This window comes from Pseudomonas sp. S37, from assembly GCF_016658545.1.
GTDB lineage: Bacteria > Pseudomonadota > Gammaproteobacteria > Pseudomonadales > Pseudomonadaceae > Aquipseudomonas.
In genome coordinates this window covers 1-22,342 of record NZ_JACVZC010000109.1, presented here as the reverse complement: position 1 = coordinate 22,342, position 22,342 = coordinate 1, and the positions used below count along the sequence as shown (strand labels likewise).

The 22,342-nt window shown below is 63.0% G+C and carries 17 protein-coding genes, 3 tRNA genes and 1 pseudogene; 11 read left to right on the top strand and 10 right to left on the bottom strand.

Annotated features, from left to right (window positions below; all coding sequences use genetic code 11):
• Positions 1 to 63 precede the first annotated feature (63 nt).
• From IAE39_RS23885 to IAE39_RS23875, 3 genes are all read right to left on the bottom strand, one after another.
• Positions 64 to 139, bottom strand: a tRNA-Val gene (locus IAE39_RS23885).
• 170 nt (positions 140 to 309) lie between these two features.
• A tRNA-Asp gene (locus tag IAE39_RS23880) sits at positions 310 to 386 on the bottom strand.
• 13 nt (positions 387 to 399) lie between these two features.
• Positions 400 to 475: transfer RNA gene (locus IAE39_RS23875), tRNA-Val, on the bottom strand.
• 216 nt (positions 476 to 691) lie between these two features.
• Between IAE39_RS23875 and rdgC the strand changes: the two genes are divergently transcribed.
• The 3 genes from rdgC to sugE all read left to right on the top strand — a co-directional run bounded on the left by rdgC (position 692) and on the right by sugE (position 3,310).
• Positions 692 to 1,612: a recombination-associated protein RdgC gene (gene rdgC / locus IAE39_RS23870; RefSeq protein WP_201206984.1), complete on the top strand. Its 921-nt coding sequence runs from the start codon at positions 692 to 694 to the stop codon at positions 1,610 to 1,612.
• A gap of 185 nt (positions 1,613 to 1,797) precedes the next feature.
• Positions 1,798 to 2,763 (top strand): bile acid:sodium symporter family protein, encoded by a 966-nt coding sequence (locus IAE39_RS23865; RefSeq protein ID WP_201206983.1) that lies wholly within the window; start codon positions 1,798 to 1,800, stop codon positions 2,761 to 2,763.
• 229 nt (positions 2,764 to 2,992) lie between these two features.
• Positions 2,993 to 3,310 (top strand): quaternary ammonium compound efflux SMR transporter SugE, encoded by a 318-nt coding sequence (sugE, locus tag IAE39_RS23860; protein ID WP_201206982.1) that lies wholly within the window; start codon positions 2,993 to 2,995, stop codon positions 3,308 to 3,310.
• 9 nt (positions 3,311 to 3,319) lie between these two features.
• On the opposite strand, the gene IAE39_RS23855 is transcribed toward sugE, so the two are convergent.
• Positions 3,320 to 5,197: an MFS transporter gene (locus IAE39_RS23855; RefSeq protein ID WP_201206981.1), complete on the bottom strand. Its 1,878-nt coding sequence runs from the start codon at positions 5,195 to 5,197 to the stop codon at positions 3,320 to 3,322.
• 242 nt (positions 5,198 to 5,439) lie between these two features.
• On the opposite strand from IAE39_RS23855, the pseudogene IAE39_RS30185 reads away from it, so the two are divergent.
• A pseudogene (locus IAE39_RS30185) lies at positions 5,440 to 6,504 on the top strand (methyl-accepting chemotaxis protein); the annotation flags it as partial.
• The gene (locus IAE39_RS30180; protein WP_442968459.1) at positions 6,496 to 7,359 is read left to right on the top strand and encodes a methyl-accepting chemotaxis protein; all 864 of its coding nucleotides are present in this window, start codon (positions 6,496 to 6,498) and stop codon (positions 7,357 to 7,359) included. The pseudogene IAE39_RS30185 and the gene IAE39_RS30180, both read left to right, overlap by 9 nt.
• A 113-nt stretch (positions 7,360 to 7,472) precedes the next feature.
• Here IAE39_RS30180 and IAE39_RS23845 read toward each other — a convergent pair whose 3' ends face one another.
• From IAE39_RS23845 to IAE39_RS23835, 3 genes are all read right to left on the bottom strand, one after another.
• Positions 7,473 to 8,306: an amidohydrolase family protein gene (locus IAE39_RS23845; protein WP_201206979.1), complete on the bottom strand. Its 834-nt coding sequence runs from the start codon at positions 8,304 to 8,306 to the stop codon at positions 7,473 to 7,475.
• A gap of 24 nt (positions 8,307 to 8,330) precedes the next feature.
• Entirely contained in the window at positions 8,331 to 9,605 is a 1,275-nt protein-coding gene (locus IAE39_RS23840) for an MFS transporter (RefSeq protein ID WP_201206978.1), read from the bottom strand.
• A gap of 131 nt (positions 9,606 to 9,736) precedes the next feature.
• A complete protein-coding gene (locus IAE39_RS23835; protein WP_201206977.1) occupies positions 9,737 to 10,468 on the bottom strand; it encodes a GntR family transcriptional regulator in 732 nt (243 codons plus the stop codon).
• 266 nt (positions 10,469 to 10,734) lie between these two features.
• Here IAE39_RS23835 and IAE39_RS23830 point away from each other — a divergent pair, with 266 nt between their 5' ends.
• Positions 10,735 to 11,910, top strand: a complete 1,176-nt coding sequence (locus IAE39_RS23830) for an MFS transporter (RefSeq protein WP_201206976.1) — start codon at positions 10,735 to 10,737, stop codon at positions 11,908 to 11,910.
• A 176-nt stretch (positions 11,911 to 12,086) separates the two neighbouring features.
• Complete coding sequence (locus IAE39_RS23825; protein WP_201206975.1) at positions 12,087 to 15,563, top strand: hybrid sensor histidine kinase/response regulator; 3,477 nt, start codon at positions 12,087 to 12,089, stop codon at positions 15,561 to 15,563.
• Here the strand turns inward: IAE39_RS23825 and rmuC are convergent.
• Positions 15,535 to 16,908: a DNA recombination protein RmuC gene (rmuC, locus tag IAE39_RS23820; RefSeq protein WP_201206985.1), complete on the bottom strand. Its 1,374-nt coding sequence runs from the start codon at positions 16,906 to 16,908 to the stop codon at positions 15,535 to 15,537. The genes IAE39_RS23825 and rmuC overlap by 29 nt on opposite strands.
• Positions 16,909 to 17,182: 274 nt before the next feature.
• Complete coding sequence (locus IAE39_RS23815; protein ID WP_201206974.1) at positions 17,183 to 17,602, bottom strand: tetratricopeptide repeat protein; 420 nt, start codon at positions 17,600 to 17,602, stop codon at positions 17,183 to 17,185.
• Between the two features lie 949 nt (positions 17,603 to 18,551).
• Between IAE39_RS23815 and IAE39_RS23810 the strand changes: the two genes are divergently transcribed.
• The 3 genes from IAE39_RS23810 (at position 18,552) to IAE39_RS23800 (ending at position 20,921) form a co-directional block, all read left to right on the top strand.
• Entirely contained in the window at positions 18,552 to 18,776 is a 225-nt protein-coding gene (locus IAE39_RS23810) for a hypothetical protein (RefSeq protein WP_201206973.1), read from the top strand.
• A gap of 249 nt (positions 18,777 to 19,025) precedes the next feature.
• Positions 19,026 to 19,508, top strand: a complete 483-nt coding sequence (locus IAE39_RS23805; RefSeq protein ID WP_201206972.1) for a hypothetical protein — start codon at positions 19,026 to 19,028, stop codon at positions 19,506 to 19,508.
• 147 nt (positions 19,509 to 19,655) lie between these two features.
• Positions 19,656 to 20,921, top strand: coding sequence for an OmpP1/FadL family transporter (locus tag IAE39_RS23800; RefSeq protein WP_201206971.1), 1,266 nt, complete (start codon positions 19,656 to 19,658; stop codon positions 20,919 to 20,921).
• A gap of 43 nt (positions 20,922 to 20,964) precedes the next feature.
• Here IAE39_RS23800 and IAE39_RS23795 read toward each other — a convergent pair whose 3' ends face one another.
• Positions 20,965 to 21,894: a LysR family transcriptional regulator gene (locus IAE39_RS23795; RefSeq protein ID WP_201206970.1), complete on the bottom strand. Its 930-nt coding sequence runs from the start codon at positions 21,892 to 21,894 to the stop codon at positions 20,965 to 20,967.
• 115 nt (positions 21,895 to 22,009) lie between these two features.
• On the opposite strand from IAE39_RS23795, the gene IAE39_RS23790 reads away from it, so the two are divergent.
• A complete protein-coding gene (locus IAE39_RS23790; RefSeq protein WP_201206969.1) occupies positions 22,010 to 22,270 on the top strand; it encodes a DUF2798 domain-containing protein in 261 nt (86 codons plus the stop codon).
• Positions 22,271 to 22,342: the final 72 nt, after the last annotated feature.

The following is a 22,342-nucleotide window of genomic DNA, read 5'->3' as shown; positions in this document are numbered from 1 at the left end:
CGACCCCCGGCGTGACAGGCCGGTATTCTAACCGACTGAACTACCGCTGCGCTATACATCGAGTGGTGGGTGATGACGGGATCGAACCGCCGACCCTCTGCTTGTAAGGCAGATGCTCTCCCGGCTGAGCTAATCACCCATGTCTCTCGGTGTGGCGCGCATTCTACGGGCGACTTGGCGCTCTGGCAAGCACTTATCGAAGAATTTGCAAAATTAAATCAGCCCGCAAATTTCAGGCACAAAAAAAGCGACCCTAAGGTCGCTTTCTTTGTTACTTCCGGGTGTTCAGTAGGCCCTGGAAGTGGAATATGGCGCAGCGGACGGGACTCGAACCCGCGACCCCCGGCGTGACAGGCCGGTATTCTAACCGACTGAACTACCGCTGCGCTATACATCGAGTGGTGGGTGATGACGGGATCGAACCGCCGACCCTCTGCTTGTAAGGCAGATGCTCTCCCGGCTGAGCTAATCACCCTTCGTCTCGGTGTGGCGCGCATTCTACGGACGGCCCTACACCCTGGCAAGCACTTTTTAAACTTTTTTCAAAAAAAACCTCAGGCCTTTCAAAGACCTAGCGTTGCCGGGCACTTTCTTTACGCATAACCCACTGCTGGCCCTCTGACAGGGTTGGCCTGAGTGCACCGCTCGGAGAATAATGCCCGCCTTATGCATTAAGGAGAGATTGCCCCTCATGTGGTTCAAGAACCTGCTGACCTACCGCCTGACCCAGGATGTACCGTTCGAGCCAGAAGCGCTGGAAGCCGCCCTGGCCAGCAAGCCGGCCCGCCCTTGCGCCAGCCAGGAGCTGACCACCTACGGTTTCGTCGCGCCATTCGGCAAAGGCGAAGACGCTCCCCTGGTGCATGTCAGCGGCGAGTACCTGCTGATTGCCGCACGCAAGGAAGAACGCATCCTGCCCAGCAGCGTGGTCAACGATGCGGTCAAGGAAAAGGTCGAAGAGATCGAGACCGAGCAGATGCGCAAGGTCTATAAAAAGGAACGCGACCAGATCAAGGACGAGATCATCCAGGCCTTCCTGCCGCGCGCGTTCATCCGCCGCTCGATGATCTTCGCCGCCATCGCCCCGCGCCAGGGCGTGATCCTGGTCAACTCGGCCAGTGCCAAACGTGCCGAAGACCTGCTGTCGACCCTGCGTGAAGTGATGGGCTCGCTGCCGGTGCGCCCGGCCACGGTGAAAATTGCCCCGGTTGCCACCATGACCGACTGGGTCAAGTCGCAACAGGCTGCCGAAGGCTTCTATGTGCTGGACGAGTGCGAACTGCGTGACACCGCCGAAGACGGCGGCATCGTGCGTTGCAAGCGCCAGGACCTGACCAGCGAGGAAATCCAGTTGCACCTGAGCACTGGCAAGGTGGTCACCCAACTGGCCCTGGCCTGGCAGGACAAGCTGTCGTTCATCCTTGACGACAAGATGGTGATCAAGCGCCTGAAGTTCGAAGAGCTGCTGCAGGAGCAGGCCGAGCAGGATGGTGGTGATGAGGCTGCGCAGCAGTTCGATGCCAGCTTCCAACTGATGATGATGACCTTTGCCGAATTCCTGCCGGTGCTGTTCGAAGCGCTGGGTGGCGAGGAGATTCCGCAAGGGGTCTGAGTGGTATGAAATGCCGGTGCAGGCTTGAAAGTGATTTTTTGCCTGTACCGGCCTCTTCGCGGGTGAACCCGCTCCTACAGGTACCGCGCCACATTCAAAGTCTGCGCAGTTCCTGTAGGAGCGGGTTCACCCGCGAAGAGGCCCTTGAAATTCACAAAGCTATAAATAGAAAAGGAATTGCCCCCATGCGTGCCCTCGCCGCCCTCAGCCGCTTCGTCGGCAATACCTTCGCCCTGTGGGTACTGGTATTCGCCGTGCTGGCCTTCCTGCAACCGCAATGGTTCATCGCCCTCAAGGTGGCCATCGTGCCGCTGCTGGGGCTGGTGATGTTCGGCATGGGGCTCACCCTCAAGCTCGACGACTTCGCCGCCCTCGCCCGCCAGCCGTGGCGGGTGATGCTGGGGGTGGTTGCGCACTTTGTGATCATGCCGGGCATGGCCTGGCTGCTGTGCCAGCTGTTCCACCTGCCGCCGGAAATTGCCGTGGGCGTGATCCTGGTCGGTTGCTGCCCAAGCGGCACCGCGTCGAACGTGATGGTGTGGCTGTCGCGTGGCGACCTGGCGCTGGCAGTGGCCATCGCCGCAGTCACTACTCTGCTGGCACCGCTGCTGACGCCGGCGCTGATCTGGTTCCTGGCCTCGGCCTGGTTGCCGGTGTCCTTCATGGACATGTTCTGGTCGATCCTGCAGTTGGTCATGCTGCCGATCGTGCTCGGCGTGCTGGCCCAGCGCCTGCTCGGCGCCCGGGTGCAGGCGGCGGTGCAGGTGCTGCCGCTGGTGTCGGTGGTGAGCATCGTGATGATCGTGTGCGCGGTGGTGGCGGCCAGCCAGGCGAAGATCGCCGAGTCGGGGCTGCTGATCATGGCGGTGGTGATGCTGCACAACACCTTCGGCTATCTGCTGGGGTACCTGACCGGCAAGCTGTGCAAGCTGCCGCTGGCCCAGCGCAAGTCGCTGGCGCTGGAGGTGGGCATGCAAAACTCCGGGCTGGGGGCGGCGTTGGCGGCGGCGCATTTTTCGCCGTTGGCGGCGGTGCCGAGTGCGTTGTTCAGCGTTTGGCACAATATTTCCGGGGCACTGCTGTCGACCTGGTTCCGGCGGATGGGGGAGCCTGGGGGTGAGGCAGAACAGGTGGAGCCGGCCAGGCATTGAGGGTGGCTGAACCGGCCTCTTCGCGGGTGAACCCGCTCCTACAACGACCGCACAATGCCGAAACATATGCGGTCCTTGTAGGAGCGGGTTTACCCGCGAAGAGGCCAGTACAGGCTTGCCCTCAAACCTTCAGGTGTGCACCATGGTGCCCACTGTGAGGACGGCCTCACGACGCACCGCGTGACCATTCCGGGGACGGCCCCATCATTTACCACGATGGAGAAGCACCATGTCCTGGATTATCCTGTTCTTCGCCGGCCTGTTCGAAGTTGGCTGGGCCGTCGGCCTGAAATACACCGACGGCTTCAGCAAGCCACTGCCCACCGTACTCACCGTTGCCGCCATGGCCATCAGCCTGGGCCTGCTGGGCCTGGCCATGAAGGAACTGCCGCTGGGCACCGCCTATGCCATCTGGACCGGCGTCGGCGCCGTGGGTACGGTGATCGCCGGCATCATCCTGTTCGGCGAATCGATGGCCTTGGTACGCCTGGCCAGCGTGGCGCTGATCATCATCGGCCTGGTTGGCCTGAAGGTCAGCGCCAGCTAATCCCCTCCCCTAGCGCAGGTTGCCGCGCAAGCGGCTGACCTGCTCCCGCAAGGCCTCTGGCTGCGCCGCCTCCACCGGGATGGCGGCGCCCGCCACGATGGTCACCCGCGACCACAAACGCTTGAAGAAGCCTTTGCCCGGGTCGCGGCTGAAAAAGCTGCCCCACAAACCCTGCAAGGCCAGCGGTATCACCGGCACCGGGGTTTCTTCGAGGATGCGATTGACGCCGCCCTTGAACACATCGATTTCGCCATCCCCGGTCAGCTTGCCTTCCGGAAAGATGCACACCAGCTCGCCATCGGCCAGGTACTCGGCAATCCGTGCGAAAGCCCGCTCGTAGGTAGCCAGGTCTTCGTTGCGCCCGGCAATCGGGATGGCACCGGCGGTGCGGAACACAAAGTTGAGCACCGGCAGGTTGTAGATCTTGTAGTACATCACAAAGCGGATCGGCCGCCGGATGGCCCCACCCAGCAGCAGCGCGTCGACGAACGACACGTGGTTGCACACCAGCAACGCCGCGCCTTCGTCGGGTATGCGCTCCAGGTCGCGGTGCTGCACGCGGTACATCGAGTGGCTGAGCAGCCAGATCAGGAAGCGCATGGTGAACTCGGGCACGATCCTGAAGATGTAGGCGTTGACTGCGATGTTGAGCAGCGACACCACCAGGAACAGCTGCGGGATGCTCAGCTCGGCCAGGCCCAGCAGGACGATGGTGAGCACCGCCGACACCACCATGAACAAGGCATTGAGGATGTTGTTGGCGGCAATCACCCGGGCGCGCTGGTCTTCGGCGGTGCGCGCCTGGATCAAGGCATACAGCGGCACGATGTAGAAACCGCCGAAGACTCCCAGGCCGACGATCGACAGCAAAATCCACCAGGCCTGGCTCATGCCCAGCAGCGCCAGCCAGTCGTGCGGCACGGCGGCGGCCGGCACATCGCCGGAGTGCCACCACCACAGCAGGCCGAACAGGGTCAGGCCGAACGAGCCGAACGGCACCAGGCCGATTTCTACCTTGCGCCCGCTCAGGCGTTCGCACAGCAACGAGCCCAGCGCAATGCCCACCGAGAACAGCGTCAGCACCAGCGTGACCACGGTGCCGTCACCGTGCAGCCAGCCTTTGGCGTAAGCCGGGATCTGCGTGAGGTAGATGGCGCCGACGAACCAGAACCACGAGTTGCCGACAATCGAACGCGACACTGCCGCCGGCTGGCCCAGGCCCATGCGCAAGATCGCCCATGACTGCTTGAAGATATTCCAGTCCAGCGCCATGTTCGGCGCTGCGGCGGCTGCCCGCGGGATCCAGCGGCTGGCCAGGTAGCCGAGCACTGCGGTGCCGACCACGCCACCGGCCACCACCGTGGCGTAGCTGTCGGTCGACATCATCACCCCGGCGCCGATGGTGCCGGCGAGAATGGCCAGGAAGGTGCCGGTCTCCACCAGCCCGTTGCCGCCGACCAGCTCTTCCTCCCGCAAGGCCTGGGGCAGGATCGAGTACTTCACCGGGCCGAACAGCGCCGAGTGCGTGCCCATGCCGAACAGCGCCACCAGCATCAGCGCCAGGTGATTGGTGACAAAGCCCAATGCGCCGATCGCCATGATGGCGATTTCGGCCAGCTTGATCGCGCGGATCAGCGCGTCCTTGGCAAACTTCTCGCCAAACTGCCCACCCAGCGCCGAAAACAGAAAGAACGGCAGGATGAACAGCAAGGCGCACAGGTTGACCCAGATCGACCGGTCACCGTCGCCCAGGCTGAGTTTGAACAGGATCGCCAGGATCAGCGACTGCTTGAACAGGTTGTCGTTGAAGGCACCCAGCGACTGGGTGATGAAAAACGGCAGGAAACGCCGCTTGCCGAGCAAGGTGAATTGCGAGGAGTGACTCATCGTCCTTGGTCCTGAGGGCTTTTCAATTGGAGGCGCGCCGGGCACGCCAGGCCACAAATCTGCATGGGAAATACGTTGGCTGGCAAGCGCCGCGCAAAACATGGCCAAGTGACATTATTTTCATCGTCCGCACGGTCAAGGATTTGTAACTCCCGCCGATAATTCATATAGATGACTATATCTAACAGAAGGGACAGACCTCCGGTCTCCTCCAACGCACAAGAAAAGGAGCTCAGCAGTTTATGTTTACCTGGTTCGGCGACCTGAAAATCGCCAGCAAACTCTTCCTCGGTTTCGGCCTGGTGCTGTGCCTGACCCTGGCCCAGTCGCTGATCGGTTGGGACGGGCTGGGCAGTCTGGTGCGCCGTAGTGAAGTCGTCAGCGATGTGTCCGGCCTCAACGATGCGCTGGGGGACTTACGGGTAGCACGCTTGCGCCATGCCATGGCCAACGGTGACGAGAACGAAGGCAAGGCGCTGCAGGCGGCACTGGATGCCTTCCAGAAGCCGCTGGGCAAGTTGCGCACCGTGCTGGTAAAGCCACAAAGCCTGGCGCTGCTCGACCAGGCGGACCAGGCCCTGCAGGCATATGCCGGCAACCAGGCGCTGAGTTTCGCGTCCTATCAGAAAATGCGCGCCGCACAGAAAGACATGGGCGTGCTGGCTACGCAATCGTTCGCCAGCATTGAGCGCATCCGCGAGCAAGTACGCGCCCTGCCCGATGCCGAGCAGCGTTTTGTACGCAGCGAAGCGATCAACCAGGTTCGCGAAAACCTGATCCTGTTGCGCTACCACGTGCGTGGCTACACCGGAAACACCAACGCCGAGACTGAAAAACTGATGAACGCCCAGATCGCCACCACGGTGAACGACCTGCCGGGGTTGGTGGCCAGGTTCAACGGCCAGTTCGTGTCTGAGTTCGACCCGTTGAACCGGCAGGTACGTGCCTACGCCGAAGCCGTAGAGGCGTTCCGTGGCGAGGTAAGCAAACTGCTGGGCTACCGCACGGCCATGGGCAATGACGTGGAAACGCTCAACAGCCTGATCGGCCAGTTGCTCGATGCCCAAGCCGCGTCGGTGGTCGAGGACAGCCAGTTCGCCAAGACCCTGCAGATTGTCACCACCCTGCTCGCCCTGCTGATCGGCGGCCTGGCGGCTGTGCTGATCGCCCGCCAGGTCAGTGCGCCGCTGCGCCAGGTGCTGAAGGCCATGGAACAGGTGGCTGCGGGTGACCTTGGTCAACAGCCGAGCAGTACCCGTCGCGACGAGGTGGGCCAGTTGCAGGACGCCCTGCAGCGCATGACCGGCAACCTGCGGGCATTGATTACCCAGGTGCGCGACGGCATTTCGCAGATCGCCAGCGCCACCGAAGAGCTATCGGCCATCACCGAGCAGACCAGCGCGGGGGCCAACAACCAGAAGGTCGAGACTGACCAGGTGGCCACCGCCATGCAGGAAATGGCCGCCACCGTGCACGAGGTGGCGCGCAATGCCGGTGAAGCTTCGCAGGCTGCCAGCGCCACCGACGAAGAAGCCCGTGAAGGCGACAACGTGGTCAGCCGCGCCGTGGTGCAGATCGACCGCCTGGCCAGCCAGGTAGGTGCCACGGGTGAAGCGATGGATGCCCTGCGCAGCGAAAGCCAGCGTATCGGCAAGGTGATGGACGTGATCAAGGCGGTGGCCGAGCAGACCAACCTGCTGGCACTGAATGCGGCCATTGAAGCGGCGCGTGCGGGTGAAGCCGGGCGCGGCTTTGCCGTGGTGGCCGACGAGGTGCGCAGCCTGGCACAACGTACCCAGGCATCTACCGAAGAGATCGAGTCGGCGATCGGCAGCCTGGAGCAAGGTACCCGCTCGGTCAGTGAACTGATGGAACAGAGCCAGAGCCTGACGGCCAGCAGCGTGGCGCTGGTACGTGAAGCGGGGCTGGCGCTTGAGGGGATTACCCAGCGGGTTTCCGGGATTCAGTTGATGAACCAGCAGATTGCCGCCGCGTCGGAACAACAGAGTGCGGTGGCTGAGGAAATCAGCCGCAGTGTGGTGACGGTGCGGGATATTTCCGAGCAGACGGCTGAGGCGAGTCAGCAAACCTCGGCGTCCAGCGTCGAGCTGGCGCGGCTGGGTGGGCAATTGCAGCAGATGATCAGCCGGTTCAGGTTGTGATTGCTGGGTAAGCCGGTGCCGGCCTCTTCGCGGCTAAAGCCGCTCCTACAACGTAAGCGCACACCTGTTGTAGGAGCGGGTTTACCCGCGAAAGGGCCGGAACAGGCACAGCATCACTCGAAACCGAACAACGCCCGAGCGGTATCCACCAACAGCGCCTGGCGCAACTCCGCCGAGCAACCCAAGGCCTCGAACTGTTCGACAGCCGCGGCAAAACTGACCGCCGTCTCATGCTGGGTATGCGGCCAGTCACTGCCCCACATCAGCCGCTCCGCCCCGTAGTGTGCCTCCAGCGCACACAGCGCCGAACGGGCAAACGCCAGGTTTTCCTCGGGCGCACCTTCCAGCCGGTAGATCCCCGATACTTTCACCCACACCTTGCCCTGCCCGCCCAGGGTCAACAGCTCGGCAAACCCGGGCTGCCCCAGCCCACGGCGGGCATCGGGCCGGCCAAAGTGGTCAATGACGATGTCCAGGCCATAGGGTTGCAGCGCCCCCACCAGTGTCGGTATGTCCGCCACCTGCCGATGCAGTTCCAGGTGCCAGCCCTGCTCGCCAATACGCTCCAGCAGCGGCCGCCATTCGGCGCCGGCCAGGTCGGGCAGCGCCTGGCCCATCAGGTTCAGGCGAACACCCCTTACACCCAGCCGGGCCATTTCATCCAACGCCTCACGCTCGACGTCACGCTCCAGCATCACCACCCCGCGCAGTTGCCCCGGCACAGTCTGCAAGGCGCTGAGCAGGTAGCGGTTGTCGGTGCCGAGGAAGCTGGGCTGTACCAGCACGCCATGGCTGAAACCATGGGCCAGCAACTGGCCCAGGTAGTCACCCAGCGGCGCATCGTAGCTGGGCGCATAACGCCGTTCACTGGCCAGGTTCAGCCCACGGCTGAACACGTGGGCATGGCTGTCAATGGCGGTCAGGTGTAAAGCAGGAGCGTCAGGCATGGTTCTCATACAAACAAGGTCAGGTTACTTGGCGACCGCGCCGGCCATTTCCGGTGCAGGTGCAGGTTCAAGGTTGCGCCCGCGCGTTTCCGGCAGGCACAGGGCGGCGATCACGGCCACGCCATAGGCGATGCCGGCGTCGATGCCGATGGCGCTGCCCAACGACATCGACTCACTCATGTGGCCGACCAGGAACGGGAATACCGCCGACAGCACGCGGCCGAAGTTGTAGCAAAAGCCCACCCCGGCGCCGCGCACTTCAGCCGGGTACAGTTCATTGAAGAACGCCCCCAGGCTGGCCGGGATACCGGCGGCGAAAAAGCCCAGCGGGAAGCCGAGGAACAGCATCTGCGTGTTGCTCAGCGGGAAGAACACGTAAGCCTGCACGGTCAGCACGCAGCACAGGGCGAACAGCAGGATGTTCTTGCGCCGGCCGATGCGGTCGATCAGCAGGCCGCTGACCACACAACCGCACCAGAAGGCCAGGATGATCACCGCCAGATAACCGCCGGAGTTCAACACCGACAGGTTGCGCTCGGTCTTGAGGAAGGTCGGCAGCCAGGTCATCACTGCGTGGTAACCGCCGTGGGCACCCAGGCCAAGCAGGCCGCCGAGCAAGGTCACCCGCAGCAGTTCCGGGCGGAAAATGCCGGCCATGGACTGGAAGAAGCTGGTGGGGATGGCGTTTGCCTTCTGCAGGCGCTGGAAGCTGTCTGGCTCGGGCACGTTGCGGCGTACCCAGATGATCAGCAGCGACGGCAACAGGCCGACGAAGAACATAACCCGCCAGGCGAACTCCTGTGGCACCAGCGAGTAGATCAGCGTGAACAGCGCCACCGCCAGGCCCCAGCCCACGGCCCAGGCGCTCTGCACCGTGCCCATGACCTTGCCGCGGTATTTCGGGTTGATGGTTTCGGCCATCAGCACCGCACCTGCAGCCCATTCGCCACCAATGCCGAAGCCTTGCATGGCCTTTACGAACAGCAGCGGGTAGAAGCCGGTGACGAATGCCGAGAGGAAAGTGAAGCAGGAGAACCAGAGAATCATCCACTGCAAGGTACGCACGCGGCCATAGCGGTCGGACAGGGTGCCACCCAGCCAGCCGCCGATTGCCGAGGTCACCAGGGTCAGGCCACTGATCAGGCCCGCGTCACCCTTGCTCAGGGAGAACGCGGCGATCAGCGCGGGGATGGCCAGGCCGAACATCTGCACTTCCAGCGCATCGAGCGACCAGCCGCCGAAGCAGGCCCAGAACGTCTTGCGCTCCCGTGAGGTGATCTGGCGATACCAGCTGAACATGATTGTTATCCTTCTAATTGTGGGTGGTACAACCGGGCATGCTGAAGCGCTTGGCGCTGGCGACCGGGCAGGCGAAGCCACTGCGCCGTGGCAGTACGGCGCAGACGGGTAAACGGGTGCGGCGGGCCGGCTTAGCGGATGTCGATGCGGTAGCGGAAGTGCTGCGCATGGCCGCGCGAGCGGCGCCACTCCAACGGCTTGCCGGCGTAGTCACGGGCCAGGCGCTCGATCACCACCACCGGGCTGTCGGCCGGCAGTTGCAGCAGGCGGCCATGCACGGCGTCGACCGCTTCGGCGGTCAGGGTCTCTTCGGCGTAGGCGACGACCTGGCCGCACAGTTCTTCGTAGATCGGGTAGAGCAACGGGCCCTTGCTGTTCAGCTCCACGTCGAGCAGCGGCTGGAAGGTCTGGCGCGGCAGCCAGATTTCTTCGGCCAGCACCGGTTGGGCGCCGAGCAAACGGGTACGGATGATGCGGATCACGTCGGCTTCAACCGCCAGGCCCAGTGCCGCAGCCACCGCCGATGGCGCGGCGAGCGGCTCGATGGAAAGAATGCGGCTTTCTGGCACCACGCGCTCGCCGTTGGCGGCTTCGAAGCGGAAGAAGCGGAACAGCGAAGACTGGAACTGCGGGCGGCGGATGAAGGTGCCGCGGCCCTGCTGGCGCTCCAGCACGCCTTCGGCCACCAGCACATCGACAGCCTTGCGCACGGTGCCGACCGACATGTCGAACTCGGTGGCCAGGGCGGCTTCAGTCGGGATCGCCTCGCCCGGGCGCCAGCGGTTGTTGGCGATCTGCTCGACCATGTGGTCACGCAGTTGTTGGTAGCGGGGCAGTCGAGCATCACCGGTCAGTGGGTGCATGGGTCTCGCTCTCGTCTTGTTATATAAACATATATATGAATTTCGCCAGAGTATTCCCCGTGGCTGGCGGGCTGTCAATCCTCCGCCTGTCGCCGGGGCGGTGCGATCCCTTGTAGGAGCGGGTTTACCCGCGAACACGGGCGCAGCCCGTGCCAGGCACCGCGCCGCCTGCTTCGCGGGTAAACCCGCTCCCACAGGGGATCGCGCAGGCATTTGAATATTGCTTATGCTTGAGCCCGGCAAACCAGAACAACAAGGACGTGGCAATGCTCGCCGCCATCAAACGCTACCCGCACACCGTTCGCCTGCTGCTCACCACTACCTTTATCCTCACCGTCGCCCGTGCCCTCACGCTGCCCTATCTGGTGGTGTACCTGGCCGACAACTTCCAGCTGCCGATCAGCCAGATCGGCCTGCTGATCGGTGGCGCGCTGATCATCGCCTCGCTGCTTAGCCTGTATGGCGGCCACCTGGTCGATACCTTGCGCAACCACACGCTGGTCAGCGCCAGCACCCTGCTGTTCGCCCTTGCCTTCGTCGCAGCGGTCGCCAGCCAGTCAGCGCTGCTGTTCTTCCTTTGCCTGGTGCTGATCAACCTGGCCCTGGCGGTGGTCGATATCGCCGCCAAGGCGGGCTTCTGTGCGTTGCTGCCGGTGGAGGAGCGCGCCGAGGTGTTCGCCATCAAGTACACCCTGAGCAACGTCGGCTACGCCGCCGGCCCACTGTTGGGCGTGGCCATGCTGGAGCTGAACGACCACATGCCGTTCATCGCCTCTGCGCTGCTTGGCCTGGCCATGTGCGTGGCCTACTGGCGCTTTGGCGACCGCAGCCTGCAGGCCCGCGCGGACAAGCCTGCGGCCGGCTTCAGCCAGGTGGCGCTGGGGCTGGTGCGCGACCGGCGGCTGGTGTGCTTCACCCTGGGCGGGGTGCTGAGCGCGGTAGTGTTCGGCCAGTTCACCGCCTACCTGTCGCAGTACCTGGTGGTCACCAGCAGCCCGGCCGAGGCGGCGCGGCTGGTCGGCTACCTGGTGACCACCAACGCAGTGACGGTGATCGCCCTGCAGTACCTGATCGGCCGGCGCATCAGCCGCCAGCGCCTGATGCCCTGGCTGCTGGCCGGCATGGGCCTGTTCATTGCCGGGTTGCTGGGCTTTGCGGCGGCTGGCTCGGTGATGGCCTGGTGCCTGGCCATGCTGGTGTTCACCCTGGGCGAGATCATCGTGATCCCGGCCGAATACATGTTCATCGACCTGATCGCCCCGGAGCACCTGCGCGGGGTGTATTACGGTGCGCAGAACCTGTCCAACCTGGGGGCGGCATTGGGGCCGGTGATGGTGGGGTTTGCGCTGGTGCATGTGTGGCCGGGGGCGATCTTCTACATGCTGGTGTTGTCGGTGATACTGGCGGGGGTGTTTTATGGGTTGGGTACCCGCAGGGGGTGATGTTGCCTGTGCCGGCCTGTGCAATACCTGTGGGAGCGGGTTTACCCGCGAAGAGGCCGGTACAGCCAGATCGCGAGCAAGCTCGCTCCTACAACCATCGTCGGCGCTGACGAAGCGGCACCGGCGTGCCAGACTGATTGATCGGGACCGCGTTATCTTTTTGCTTCGGAGTCTTCATGTCGTTGTCCAGCGGGCTGATCGCCGTGGTCGCCCTGGCCTATATGGCCGTCATGTTCGCCATCGCCTTCTATGGCGACCGCCGCAGCACACCGTTGCCGCCGAAGCTGCGTGCCTGGGTGTACAGCCTGTCGCTGGCCGTGTACTGCACCAGCTGGACCTTCTTCGGTGCCGTCGGCCAGGCCGCCGAACAGCTGTGGGCGTTCCTGCCGATCTACCTGGGCCCGGTGCTGCTGATGGTCTTCGCGCCCTGGGTGCTGCAGAAGATGGTACTGATCAGCAAGCAGCAGAACATCACCTCGATCGCCGACTTCATCGCTGCACGCTACGGCAAATCGCAGAGCCTGGCGGTAGTGGTGGCGCTGATCTGCCTGGTCGGCGTGTTGCCGTACATCGCCCTGCAGCTCAAGGGTATCGTGCTGGGCGTGAACCTGCTGATCGGCGCCAACGCCGACGCCACCGGTACCCGCGTGCAGGACACCGCGCTGGTGGTATCGCTGGTGCTGGCATTGTTCGCCATCGTCTTTGGCACCCGCAGCCTCGACGTCACCGAACACCACCGCGGCATGGTCCTGGCCATTGCCTTCGAATCACTGATCAAGCTGCTGGCCTTCCTGGCCGTGGGCATCTTCATCGTGTTCAACCTGTACGACGGCTTCGACGACCTGTTCAGCCAGGCACGCCAGTCGATCCACTTGCAGGACTACTGGCAGGAGACCATCAACTGGCCGTCGATGGTGGTGCAGACCGCCGTGGCGATGATGGCGATCATCTGCCTGCCACGGCAGTTCCACGTCACCGTAGTGGAGAACATCGAACCCCAGGACATGCGCCTGGCGCGCTGGGTATTTCCGATGTACCTGGTGCTGGCCGCACTGTTCGTGGTGCCGATTGCCCTGGCCGGGCAGATGCTGCTGCCGGGCACGGTGATTTCCGACTCGTTCGTCATCAGCCTGCCACTGGCCGAGGCGCACCCGAGCCTGGCCCTGCTGGCGTTCATCGGCGGCGCGTCGGCGGCCACCGGCATGGTCATCGTCGAGGCCGTGGCGCTGTCGACCATGGTCTCCAACGACATGCTGCTGCCCTGGCTGCTGCGCCGCAACAACGCCGAGCGGCCGTTCGAAGCGTTCCGCCACTGGATGCTCTCGGTGCGCCGGGTAACCATCGTGGTGATCCTGCTGCTGGCCTATGTCAGCTACCGCCTGCTGGGCTCCACCGCCAGCCTGGCGACCATCGGCCAGATCGCCTTTGCCGCCGTGACCCAGCTGACCCCGGCCATGCTCGGCGCGCTGTACTGGAAGCAGGCCAACCGTCGCGGCGTGTTCGCCGGCCTGGCCGCCGGCATTTTCCTGTGGTTCTACACCTTGGTACTGCCGATTGCCGCACACAGCCTGGGCTGGTCGCTGCAGCTGTTTCCGGGGTTGGCGTGGCTGCACGGCAACCCGCTGGACCTGCCGATCAGCCCCTTGACCCAGGGCGTGGTGCTGTCGCTGGCGGGCAACTTCACCCTGTTTGCCTGGGTGTCGGTGCTGTCGCGCACGCGGGTTTCCGAGCACTGGCAGGCCGGCCGCTTCATCGGCCAGCAAACCAGTGCCCGGCCCAGCAGCAAGCCACTGCTGGCGGTGCAGATCGATGACCTGCTGACCCTGGCCTCGCGCTTTGTCGGCGAAGAGCGCGCACGGCAAAGCTTCATCCGCTTCGCCTACCGCCAGGGCAAGGGCTTCAACCCCAACCAGAACGCCGACGGCGACTGGATCGAGCACACCGAACGCCTGCTGGCCGGTGTGCTCGGCACCTCGTCGACCCGCGCCGTGGTCAAGGCCGCCATCGAAGGCCGCGACATGCAGCTGGAAGACGTGGTGCGCATTGCCGACGAGGCCAGCGAGGTACTGCAGTTCAACCGCGCGCTGCTGCAAGGCGCCATCGAGAACATCAACCAGGGCATCAGCGTGGTTGACCAGAACCTGCACCTGGTGGCCTGGAACCGCCGCTACCTGGAGCTGTTCAACTACCCCGACGGGCTGATCAGCGTCGGCCGGCCGATTGCCGACATTATCCGCTACAACGCCGAACGCGGGCTGTGCGGCCCGGGCGAGGCACAGGTGCACGTGGCGCGGCGCCTGCACTGGATGCGCCAGGGCCGCGCGCACTCTTCCGAGCGGCTGTTCCCCAATGGCCGGGTGATCGAACTGATCGGCAACCCGATGCCGGGTGGCGGCTTCGTCATGAGCTTTACCGATATCACCCCGTTCCGCGAAGCCGAACAGGCCCTGCGTGATTCCAACGAAGGCCTGGAGCAACGGGTGGCCGAGCGTACCCATGAGCTGTCGCAGCTGAACCAGGCACTGTCCGAAGCCAAGAGCCAGGCCGAAGCGGTCAGCAAGTCCAAGACCCGCTTCCTGGCCGCAGTCAGCCATGACCTGATGCAACCGCTGAACGCCGCACGGCTGTTCTCTGCCGCCTTGTCGCAGCAGGCCGAAGGCATGAACGAAGAAGCCCAGCAATTGGTACAGCACATGGACAGCTCGCTACGCTCGGCCGAAGAGCTGATCAGTGACCTGCTGGACATCTCGCGCCTGGAGAACGGCAAGATCACCCCGGATGCCAAGCCGTTCGCCCTCAACGAACTGTTCGACACCCTGGGCGCCGAGTTCAAGCTACTGGCCGCCGAGAAGGGCCTGGAGTTCCGCCTGCGCGGTAGCCGCCTGCGCGTGGACAGCGATATGAAACTGCTGCGCCGGGTGCTGCAGAACTTCCTGACCAATGCCCTGCGCTACGGCAAGAGCCCGATCCTGCTGGGCGCACGCCGCCAGGGTGAACGCCTGTGGCTGGAAGTATGGGACCGTGGCCCGGGCATCGCCGATGACAAGCTGCAAGTGATCTTCCAGGAGTTCAAGCGCCTGGACAGCCACCAGACCCGCGCCGAGAAAGGCCTGGGCCTGGGCCTGGCGATCGCCGACGGCCTGTGCCGGGTACTTGGCCACCCACTGGAGGTACGTTCATGGCCGGGCAAGGGCACGGTGTTTCGCGTCAGCGTGCCGATTGCCCGCCAGGCCGCGCCGGCAGCCGCCGCGCCGGTGGAGCAGGCTGGCCAGCCGCTGGCCGGTTTGCAGGTACTGTGCGTAGATAACGAAGACAGCATCCTGATCGGCATGAACAGCCTGCTCAGCCGCTGGGGCTGCCAGGTGTGGACCGCGCGCAACCAGGCCGAATGCGAAGCCTTGCTGGGCAAAGGCATGCGCCCGCACCTGGCGCTGGTGGACTATCACCTGGATGACGGCGAGACCGGCACCGGGCTGATGGGCTGGCTACGCGCGCGGCTGGGCGAACCGGTACCGGGCGTGGTGATCAGTGCCGACGGCAGTAAGGAAACCATCGCCCTGGTGCATGCATCCGGCCTGGATTACCTGGCCAAGCCGGTCAAGCCAGCGGCCCTGCGCGCCATGCTCAATCGCCATCTGAGCCTGGTTCAGTAACCGCTTCGTCAGGCAGCGCCTCGTCGGACAGCGCCCGCTCCAGCAGGTCGGCGGGCAGGCTCTTGCTGGCCCGGGCACCCAGCAGTTTCAGTTGTTCGCTGCGGCTGACCAGGTTGCCGCGCCCTTCGCACAGCTTGTTGCGTGCCGCCGCGTAGGCTTTGTCCACCTGCTGCAGGCGGCTGCCCAACTCGTCCAGGTCCTGGATGAACAGCACGAACTTGTCGTACAGCCAGCCGGCGCGTTCGGCGATTTCGCGGGCGTTCTGGCCCTGGCGTTCCTGCTTCCACAGGCTGTCGATCACCCGCAAGGTGGCCAGCAAGGTGGTGGGGCTGACAATCACGATCTGCCGGTCGAAGGCTTCCTGGAACAGATTCGGTTCGGCCTGCAGGGCTGCGGAGAAGGCCGCCTCGATGGGCACGAACAGCAGCACGAAATCCAGGCTGTGCAAGCCTTCGAGGCGGTTGTAGTCCTTGCTCGACAGGCCTTTGATGTGGCTGCGCAGCGACTGCACGTGCTGCTTGAGCGCAGCCTCGTCATTGCCCGAGACAAACTGCTGGTAGGCGGTGAGGCTGACCTTGGCGTCTACCACCACCTGCTTGTCGCCGGGCAGCATGATCAGTACATCGGGCTGGAAGCGCTCGCCGTCGGCGCTCTTCAGGCTGACCTGGGTCTGGTACTCGCGGCCCTTTTCCAGGCCGGCATGCTCCAGCACCCGCTCGAGAATCAGCTCGCCCCAGTTGCCCTGGGTTTTCTGGCCTTTCAGGGCCTGGGTGAGGTTGGTGGCTTCGTCGGACAGGCGCAGGTTCAGCTGTTGCAGGCGCTCCAGTTCCTTGCCCAGCGAGAAGCGTTCACGGGCTTCCTGCTGGTAGCTCTGCTCGACGCGTTTCTCGAAGGACTGGATACGTTCCTTGAGCGGGTCGAGCAACTGGCCCAGGTGCTGCTGGCTGGTCTGGGCAAAGCGCTGCTCGCGCTCGTCAAAGATCTTGGTGGCCATGTCGGCGAACTGAGCGCGCAGGGTGTCACGGGCTTCCTGCAGGTCTTCCAGGCGCTGTTGGTGGCTTTCCTGCTGCTCACGCAGTTCGGCGTCCAGGCGTGCGGTTTGCGCTTCCAGGCGGCGCAGTTCGGCTTCGCGGTTGGCGCGTTCGAGGCTCCAGGCGTGGGCGGCGTCGCGGGCGTTGTCGCGGTCGATCTGCAGCAGCTCCAGTTCGCGGCCCTGGGCGGCCAACTGGGTCTGCTTGATGGTGTTGGCTTCGCTGAGGTCGCTGACCTCGTCGCGGCTGGCGTCCAGCTGCGCCTGCAGGCCGGCCTGGGCCAGCTGGGCGGCATTGAGGCGCTCTTCGAGCAACGCCTGCTCGCCCTGCCGTGCGCCCTGGCGGCGCTGCACCTGCATCACCCACCCCAGGCAGGGTAATGCACCTGCCACCAAGCCCAGCAGAATGCTGGCCAGATCCACTGTCATGCTTACCCCGAAAGATCCTGGATGATTTGCTGCGCAGCTTATCAGCCTGAGCGCTGTGTTGCCTGTGTGGGCCTATTCGCGGGTAAACCCGCTCCTACATTGATTGCGCAACCCTTGTAGGACAGGTTTACCCGCGAAAAAGCCGCCCAGGCAACACACCTCAACCAGAAAACCACTGCCGCAACAGCCGCCCCGCTTCCTGCGACCCCTGCCCCGCCGCCAGCTCCAGCCAATAGCGTGCCTGCTCCGGCTCGCTCTGCCGGCACAGCCGCGCATACTCCAGCTGCGCGCGCCTGTCTCCGGCACGGGCTGCCTGGCGCAGCAGATCGTGGCCAATGCGCCGGTCGCGGGCATTGCCGCAATCACGGCACAGCATCTGCCCGAGGCGGCTTTGCGCGACCACTACGCCCTGGCGCGCCGGCTGTTTCAACAGCCGCCCGGCCAAGTGCTTGACCTGGGGCTTGTCACCCAGGCGCGGGCTATCGAGCAGCCACAAGGCCACTTTGAGGGAAAACCGTTTGCCGGGGGGTGCGGGTGTCGAGACAGCGGAGCTGGCGAGGTGTTTACTGCGGAACTTCATGAGCAACAGGTTTGGCAACTCGAAAGGCGCGCCACTCTACTCTTTTTTTTTAGCCCTGGCCCGTCGATTTATGGAGGATTGAAAAAAATTTCAATGATCTTTTCTTGACGTTTTCAGGTGGATGACCAACCGGTCTATCGGCGCATGTAGATTGTCGGACAGTTCACCCCATTGCTGGCACACCCGTGCTAGAGCAAGCGCCCGGGACAATCCACAGTTCCTGTGGATAACTCGGTGGACAACCCCTTCGCACACCCCGCAAAGCCCCGTAAATTGGGGGCTTCGGTCAAACTGACGATTTTTTCACCAGCTAAAAAAAGTGTTTTTTTTCATTGACTTAACCGTGCAGTCAAGTCATTGGCGAGGCGGCTATGGGGTGTTGCCAAGCTGTTACAGGCGTTGCCCCGAATGTGAACAAGTGCCCCATCAACCCTCATTTGAGTGCACGAAAAGCGCACATCTGCGCGGGTACGGGCCATTTGCCCCCTCTTCCCAGCGGCGCAAATACGCGCCATACTGCGCGGCTCACCTGATCAAACGTAGCGCTTGCCAAGCACCTGCGCTTTTGTTAAGGTGCGCCTCGTTAGTACCAAGCTGAAAGTCAATTCGGGCCAAAACGTCCTTGCAGACCCCGCTCCTCCCAAGAGTCGCGCTGCTGAAACCAGGACCGGCCAATTCGATGATTCACTCGCCAGCCTTGCGCTGTTCAAGCACGAATCACGTGACAGATTGATCAGGATTCCACTCGACGGCCTAGAACCTTGGCCCCGCCGTGCTGCCTGCCCTCTGAAGTACCTACCAGTCAGCCCAAGCGCCTACCTTTGATTGCGCCCCCTCTGGCTGCCCTGTTCCAGTCAGGTTCGTTCGTCCCTTAATAAAGGCGTCACTGGAACGTTTCTATCATGCACGGATCATAACCCCCGTGTTTAAAGCAGGAACCTCCAACAATATGCAAACTCATCATAAAATTCAGGCTGCCATTGGCACCCTCTCCCAGGCCTTCTCGCCGTTGAAGTGCCTTATCGTCGCCCCACGCAAGGGCAGCTTCAGCTTTACCCTGGTGGACGAACACGGCGTCGCCCGCCACACCGAGCGCCTGTACCCCGAACAGTACAGCCGCAATGAACCGCTGCAGGCGGTGATCGCCCGGACACGCCAGTCGCTCACTGCGTGAGCGGCGAATACCGCGGCATTCAAGCGCTGAATCATCCCGTCGCAAGCCTGCCTGAACGTTCTTGGCATAATTGCCTTAGGGCATATAGCCCGGCACGTCAGGCAGCAATCGATTTAAAAACAGCTCTTTACACCACGATTATCACACTACACTTCAACTCGAGCGGTGCTTGCCGCTTCCGGCGGGCCTGATCATTCACCAGCTGCCAAGCTCCAGCGCCCGTCCGGCCCTTTACTGCTCGAGGGCATCATGGGTATCGCGGCGAATGAATTGTGTCAGTATGTGATCCGACCCACCCTGGTCTATCTGAACCGTCACTGCGCCAGCGCCGAAGCCTTGTTGCTGGGCATCGCCGCCAGCCAGTCGGCACTCGGCTCAGCCCTGCACGACCGACGCGGGCACGGCCTGTACCGTATCGGCGAGCATCGCCACCAGGCGCTATGGGACGACTACCTCGCCCGTGACCCCGACCTGGCCAGCATGATTCGCGGCCTTGCCAGCCAGCACGCGTTCCTGGGCGGCCCCCACCTGGAGCTGACGGTCAACCTGCGCTACTCCACTGCCATTGCCTGGATGCTCATCGAAGAGCAGGCAACGCCGTTACCTGCCGCTGACGATTTGTTGGCACAGGCACGGATCTGGCGACAGATTTTCAACCCCCAAGGTCGCTTGCGCGACTTCACCCATGCCTGGCATGCCTGCATAGATCAGAAATTGCCACAGGCATCTTAAGACACGTCCTACAGCTTTGCCGGATAAAAGGGAATTTTGGTCGGATTGTCCTACAAAACCGCTCTATCTTCTGCGATTGAGGCTATAGCGCGGCGCGTGATTTGTTGGTAGCTTTTCGCCCCGGAGATCCCAAGGAGTTTTCTAATAATGAAAAAAGTATTGCTCAAAACCTCCCTCGGCGTTGCCGTTGCTCTTGCTTCCAGCCAACTGCTCGCCAGCGGCTTTGCACTTAACGAACAGAGCATCAGCAGCATGGGGACAGGTTTCGCGGGACGTTCTTCTTCTGCCGATGATGCCAGCACCGTGTTTGGCAACCCGGCCGGCATGTCCCGCCTCAAGCGCGAACAGTTCACCGTGGGCGGCGCCGCCGTCATCGCCAAGTCCGACATCTCGGGCCCGGGCAGCAACCTCGGGGGGGAAACCGATGGTGACATGGTGCCGTTCGTTGGCGTACCGATGGGTTACTACGTCAAACCGATCGACGACCACTGGAGCGTCGGCTTCGGTGTCTACGTTCCGTTCGGTCTGGTAACCGACTACGGCAGCGATGACGCTGCACGTTACTGGGGTAAAAAGAGCCACGTTCAGGTTGTCACGTTCCAGCCAACTGTCAGCTATGCGTTCAACGACAAGGTGTCGATCGGTTTCGGCCCCACCATCAACCGCATCGAAGGGGAACTGGGCTCGAGCCTGATCAACCCGTTCACCCCTGGCCGCAACGACGGCGAAGTGAAGATCAAGGGCGACGATACCGCCGTTGGTTACAACATCGGCCTTCTGGTACAAGCCACCGACCGTACCCGCGTCGGCCTGACCTACCACTCGATGGTCGACTACAAACTCGAGGGCAAGACCCGTGTCAGCACCCCGCTGATCGGGCCGTTCAACGGCAACAAGTTCGACGCCACGCTGAAGATCAAGACGCCGGAATCGGTCGACCTTTCGGTTACCCACGAGCTCGATGACCAGTGGACCCTGTACGCAGGCAGCACCTGGACGCGCTGGAGCCGCCTGGAGAACATCACCGTGCAGAACGACGTGCCTGCGCCACTGGCAGGTTCGGCGTTCCAGACCATTACCGAAGAGCAGAACTGGCACGACACCTGGGCTCACGCCATTGGTGCGTCGTACAAGGTCAACAAGGAGTGGGTGCTGCGCACCGGCTTCACCGTCGACCAGTCGCCAACCAACAACCATGACCGCTCGCCACGTATTCCAACGGGTGACCGCAAGGTGTTCAGCCTGGGTGCCGGTTGGAGCCCGAACGACGACATGACCATTGACGTGGCTTATTCCTACCTGTGGGAAGAAGACACGAAGGTCAATCAGGTCAGCGCGACCAAGGGCAGCTACCAGGCCAAGTACGAGAACAGCGCCCACGGTATCGGTGCGTCCCTCACCTACCGCTTCTGATTCGTACGCGCCCTACCAAAAAACCGCCCTCGTGGCGGTTTTTTCATGCCTGCACCTGCCAGCTGCCCCCCAGGCTTTCGCGTAGATAGTCCATGAACACGCGGGCCTTGGTGGTCATGGCAAAGCGGTCGGCCAGGCACAGGTAGATGTCCATCGGTTCGGTCTGGGCGTAGGCCTGGCCGCTGTCGCTGTATTCGAACAGGGGCACCAGTGCGCCGGAAGCGAGGTGCGGCCGCACCATGAATTCAGCCAGGCGGGTGATGCCGCCGTCGTGCAGGGCCATCTGGGTCAGGGCATCGATGTCATCGCTGATGAGCACGCTGCCGAAAACCGGCTCAAACCGCAGCCCGTCACGCATGAACCCCCAACGCAGGAAGCGGCCATCCACCGGGTAGCGGAACACCAGGCAACGGTGATCGCGCAACGCCTCGGGCGTGGTCGGCACGCCGGCGCTTTGCAGGTAACCGGGCGAGGCACAGCAAATGAACGGGATCCGGGCTATGTGCCGGGCCAGCAGCTGCTCTTCCAGTTGCGGGGTGATGCGCAGGCTTACATCGACGTCTTCACGGGCATGGTTGACGCGCCGATCAGTCGTTACCAACTCTATCGAAAGCAGCGGATAGCGGGCGCTGAATGCCGGTATCAATGGCGCCAGGACGTGGCGACCGAAGGCTGAGGTCGAGGCAATGCACAGCCGGCCCTGGGGTTCAGTGTCGGGGGTGGTAACGGCCTGCTCGGCCTGGGCGAGGTCGCGCTCGATATGGCTGACGCGCTGGTAATACTGGGTACCGGCTGGGGTGAGGGCCATGCTGCGGGTGGTACGGCTGAGCAAGCGTACTTGCAGGTGGCTTTCCAGGCGGGCCAGGTTTTGGCTGACTGCAGCCGGGCTAAGGCCGAGGTTACGGGCGCCGGCGACGATGCTGCCGGCTTCGACCACCTTGATGAAACAGCGGATGGCGTTGAGCAGGTCCATGGGGAGGCTCTTGGATTCGTAAGGATTTCTTTATAAAGAACTCAATCCTGCTGGTCTACTGCTGCCGTTGTGCGCGTTGTTAACCTGCACCTCCACTCACCTTTCAGGAGTTTGCATGAGCAACCTGTCCCAAACGCGCAGCCGCCGTAAATTGCACCCAGGTGCCACGCCTTACGTTTTCGCTTTCTACATGTCGTCGATCATGGCGCTGTTGATGTGCTTCGTGATTACAGCGGCAAATGCCGGGGTGACCCCGGAGTATCTGAGCAATGTGTTGAAGGCTTATCAGTTGGCGATGCCGGTGGCGTTTGTTTGTGTGTTGATGGTGAGGCCGGTGGTGGTGAGGTTGGTGGCGTTTACCGTGCATGCGAAGTAATGCAGCGCTCGGCTCTTGATCTTGATCTTGATCTTGATCTTGATCTTGATCTTCGCGACTTCAGGAGGCCGA

Bases quoted from the DNA above. Each gene is read 5' to 3' on its own strand.
- rdgC (WP_201206984.1), top strand. From the start codon at position 692: ATGTGGTTCAAGAACCTGCTGACCTACCGCCTGACCCAGGATGTACCG.
- IAE39_RS23865 (WP_201206983.1), top strand. From the start codon at position 1,798: ATGCGTGCCCTCGCCGCCCTCAGCCGCTTCGTCGGCAATACCTTCGCC.
- sugE (WP_201206982.1), top strand. From the start codon at position 2,993: ATGTCCTGGATTATCCTGTTCTTCGCCGGCCTGTTCGAAGTTGGCTGG.
- IAE39_RS23855 (WP_201206981.1), bottom strand. From the start codon at position 5,197: ATGAGTCACTCCTCGCAATTCACCTTGCTCGGCAAGCGGCGTTTCCTG.
- IAE39_RS30180 (WP_442968459.1), top strand. From the start codon at position 6,496: ATGACCGGCAACCTGCGGGCATTGATTACCCAGGTGCGCGACGGCATT.
- IAE39_RS23845 (WP_201206979.1), bottom strand. From the start codon at position 8,306: ATGCCTGACGCTCCTGCTTTACACCTGACCGCCATTGACAGCCATGCC.
- IAE39_RS23840 (WP_201206978.1), bottom strand. From the start codon at position 9,605: ATGTTCAGCTGGTATCGCCAGATCACCTCACGGGAGCGCAAGACGTTC.
- IAE39_RS23835 (WP_201206977.1), bottom strand. From the start codon at position 10,468: ATGCACCCACTGACCGGTGATGCTCGACTGCCCCGCTACCAACAACTG.
- IAE39_RS23830 (WP_201206976.1), top strand. From the start codon at position 10,735: ATGCTCGCCGCCATCAAACGCTACCCGCACACCGTTCGCCTGCTGCTC.
- IAE39_RS23825 (WP_201206975.1), top strand. From the start codon at position 12,087: ATGTCGTTGTCCAGCGGGCTGATCGCCGTGGTCGCCCTGGCCTATATG.
- IAE39_RS23815 (WP_201206974.1), bottom strand. From the start codon at position 17,602: ATGAAGTTCCGCAGTAAACACCTCGCCAGCTCCGCTGTCTCGACACCC.
- IAE39_RS23810 (WP_201206973.1), top strand. From the start codon at position 18,552: ATGCAAACTCATCATAAAATTCAGGCTGCCATTGGCACCCTCTCCCAG.
- IAE39_RS23805 (WP_201206972.1), top strand. From the start codon at position 19,026: ATGGGTATCGCGGCGAATGAATTGTGTCAGTATGTGATCCGACCCACC.
- IAE39_RS23800 (WP_201206971.1), top strand. From the start codon at position 19,656: ATGAAAAAAGTATTGCTCAAAACCTCCCTCGGCGTTGCCGTTGCTCTT.
- IAE39_RS23795 (WP_201206970.1), bottom strand. From the start codon at position 21,894: ATGGACCTGCTCAACGCCATCCGCTGTTTCATCAAGGTGGTCGAAGCC.
- IAE39_RS23790 (WP_201206969.1), top strand. From the start codon at position 22,010: ATGAGCAACCTGTCCCAAACGCGCAGCCGCCGTAAATTGCACCCAGGT.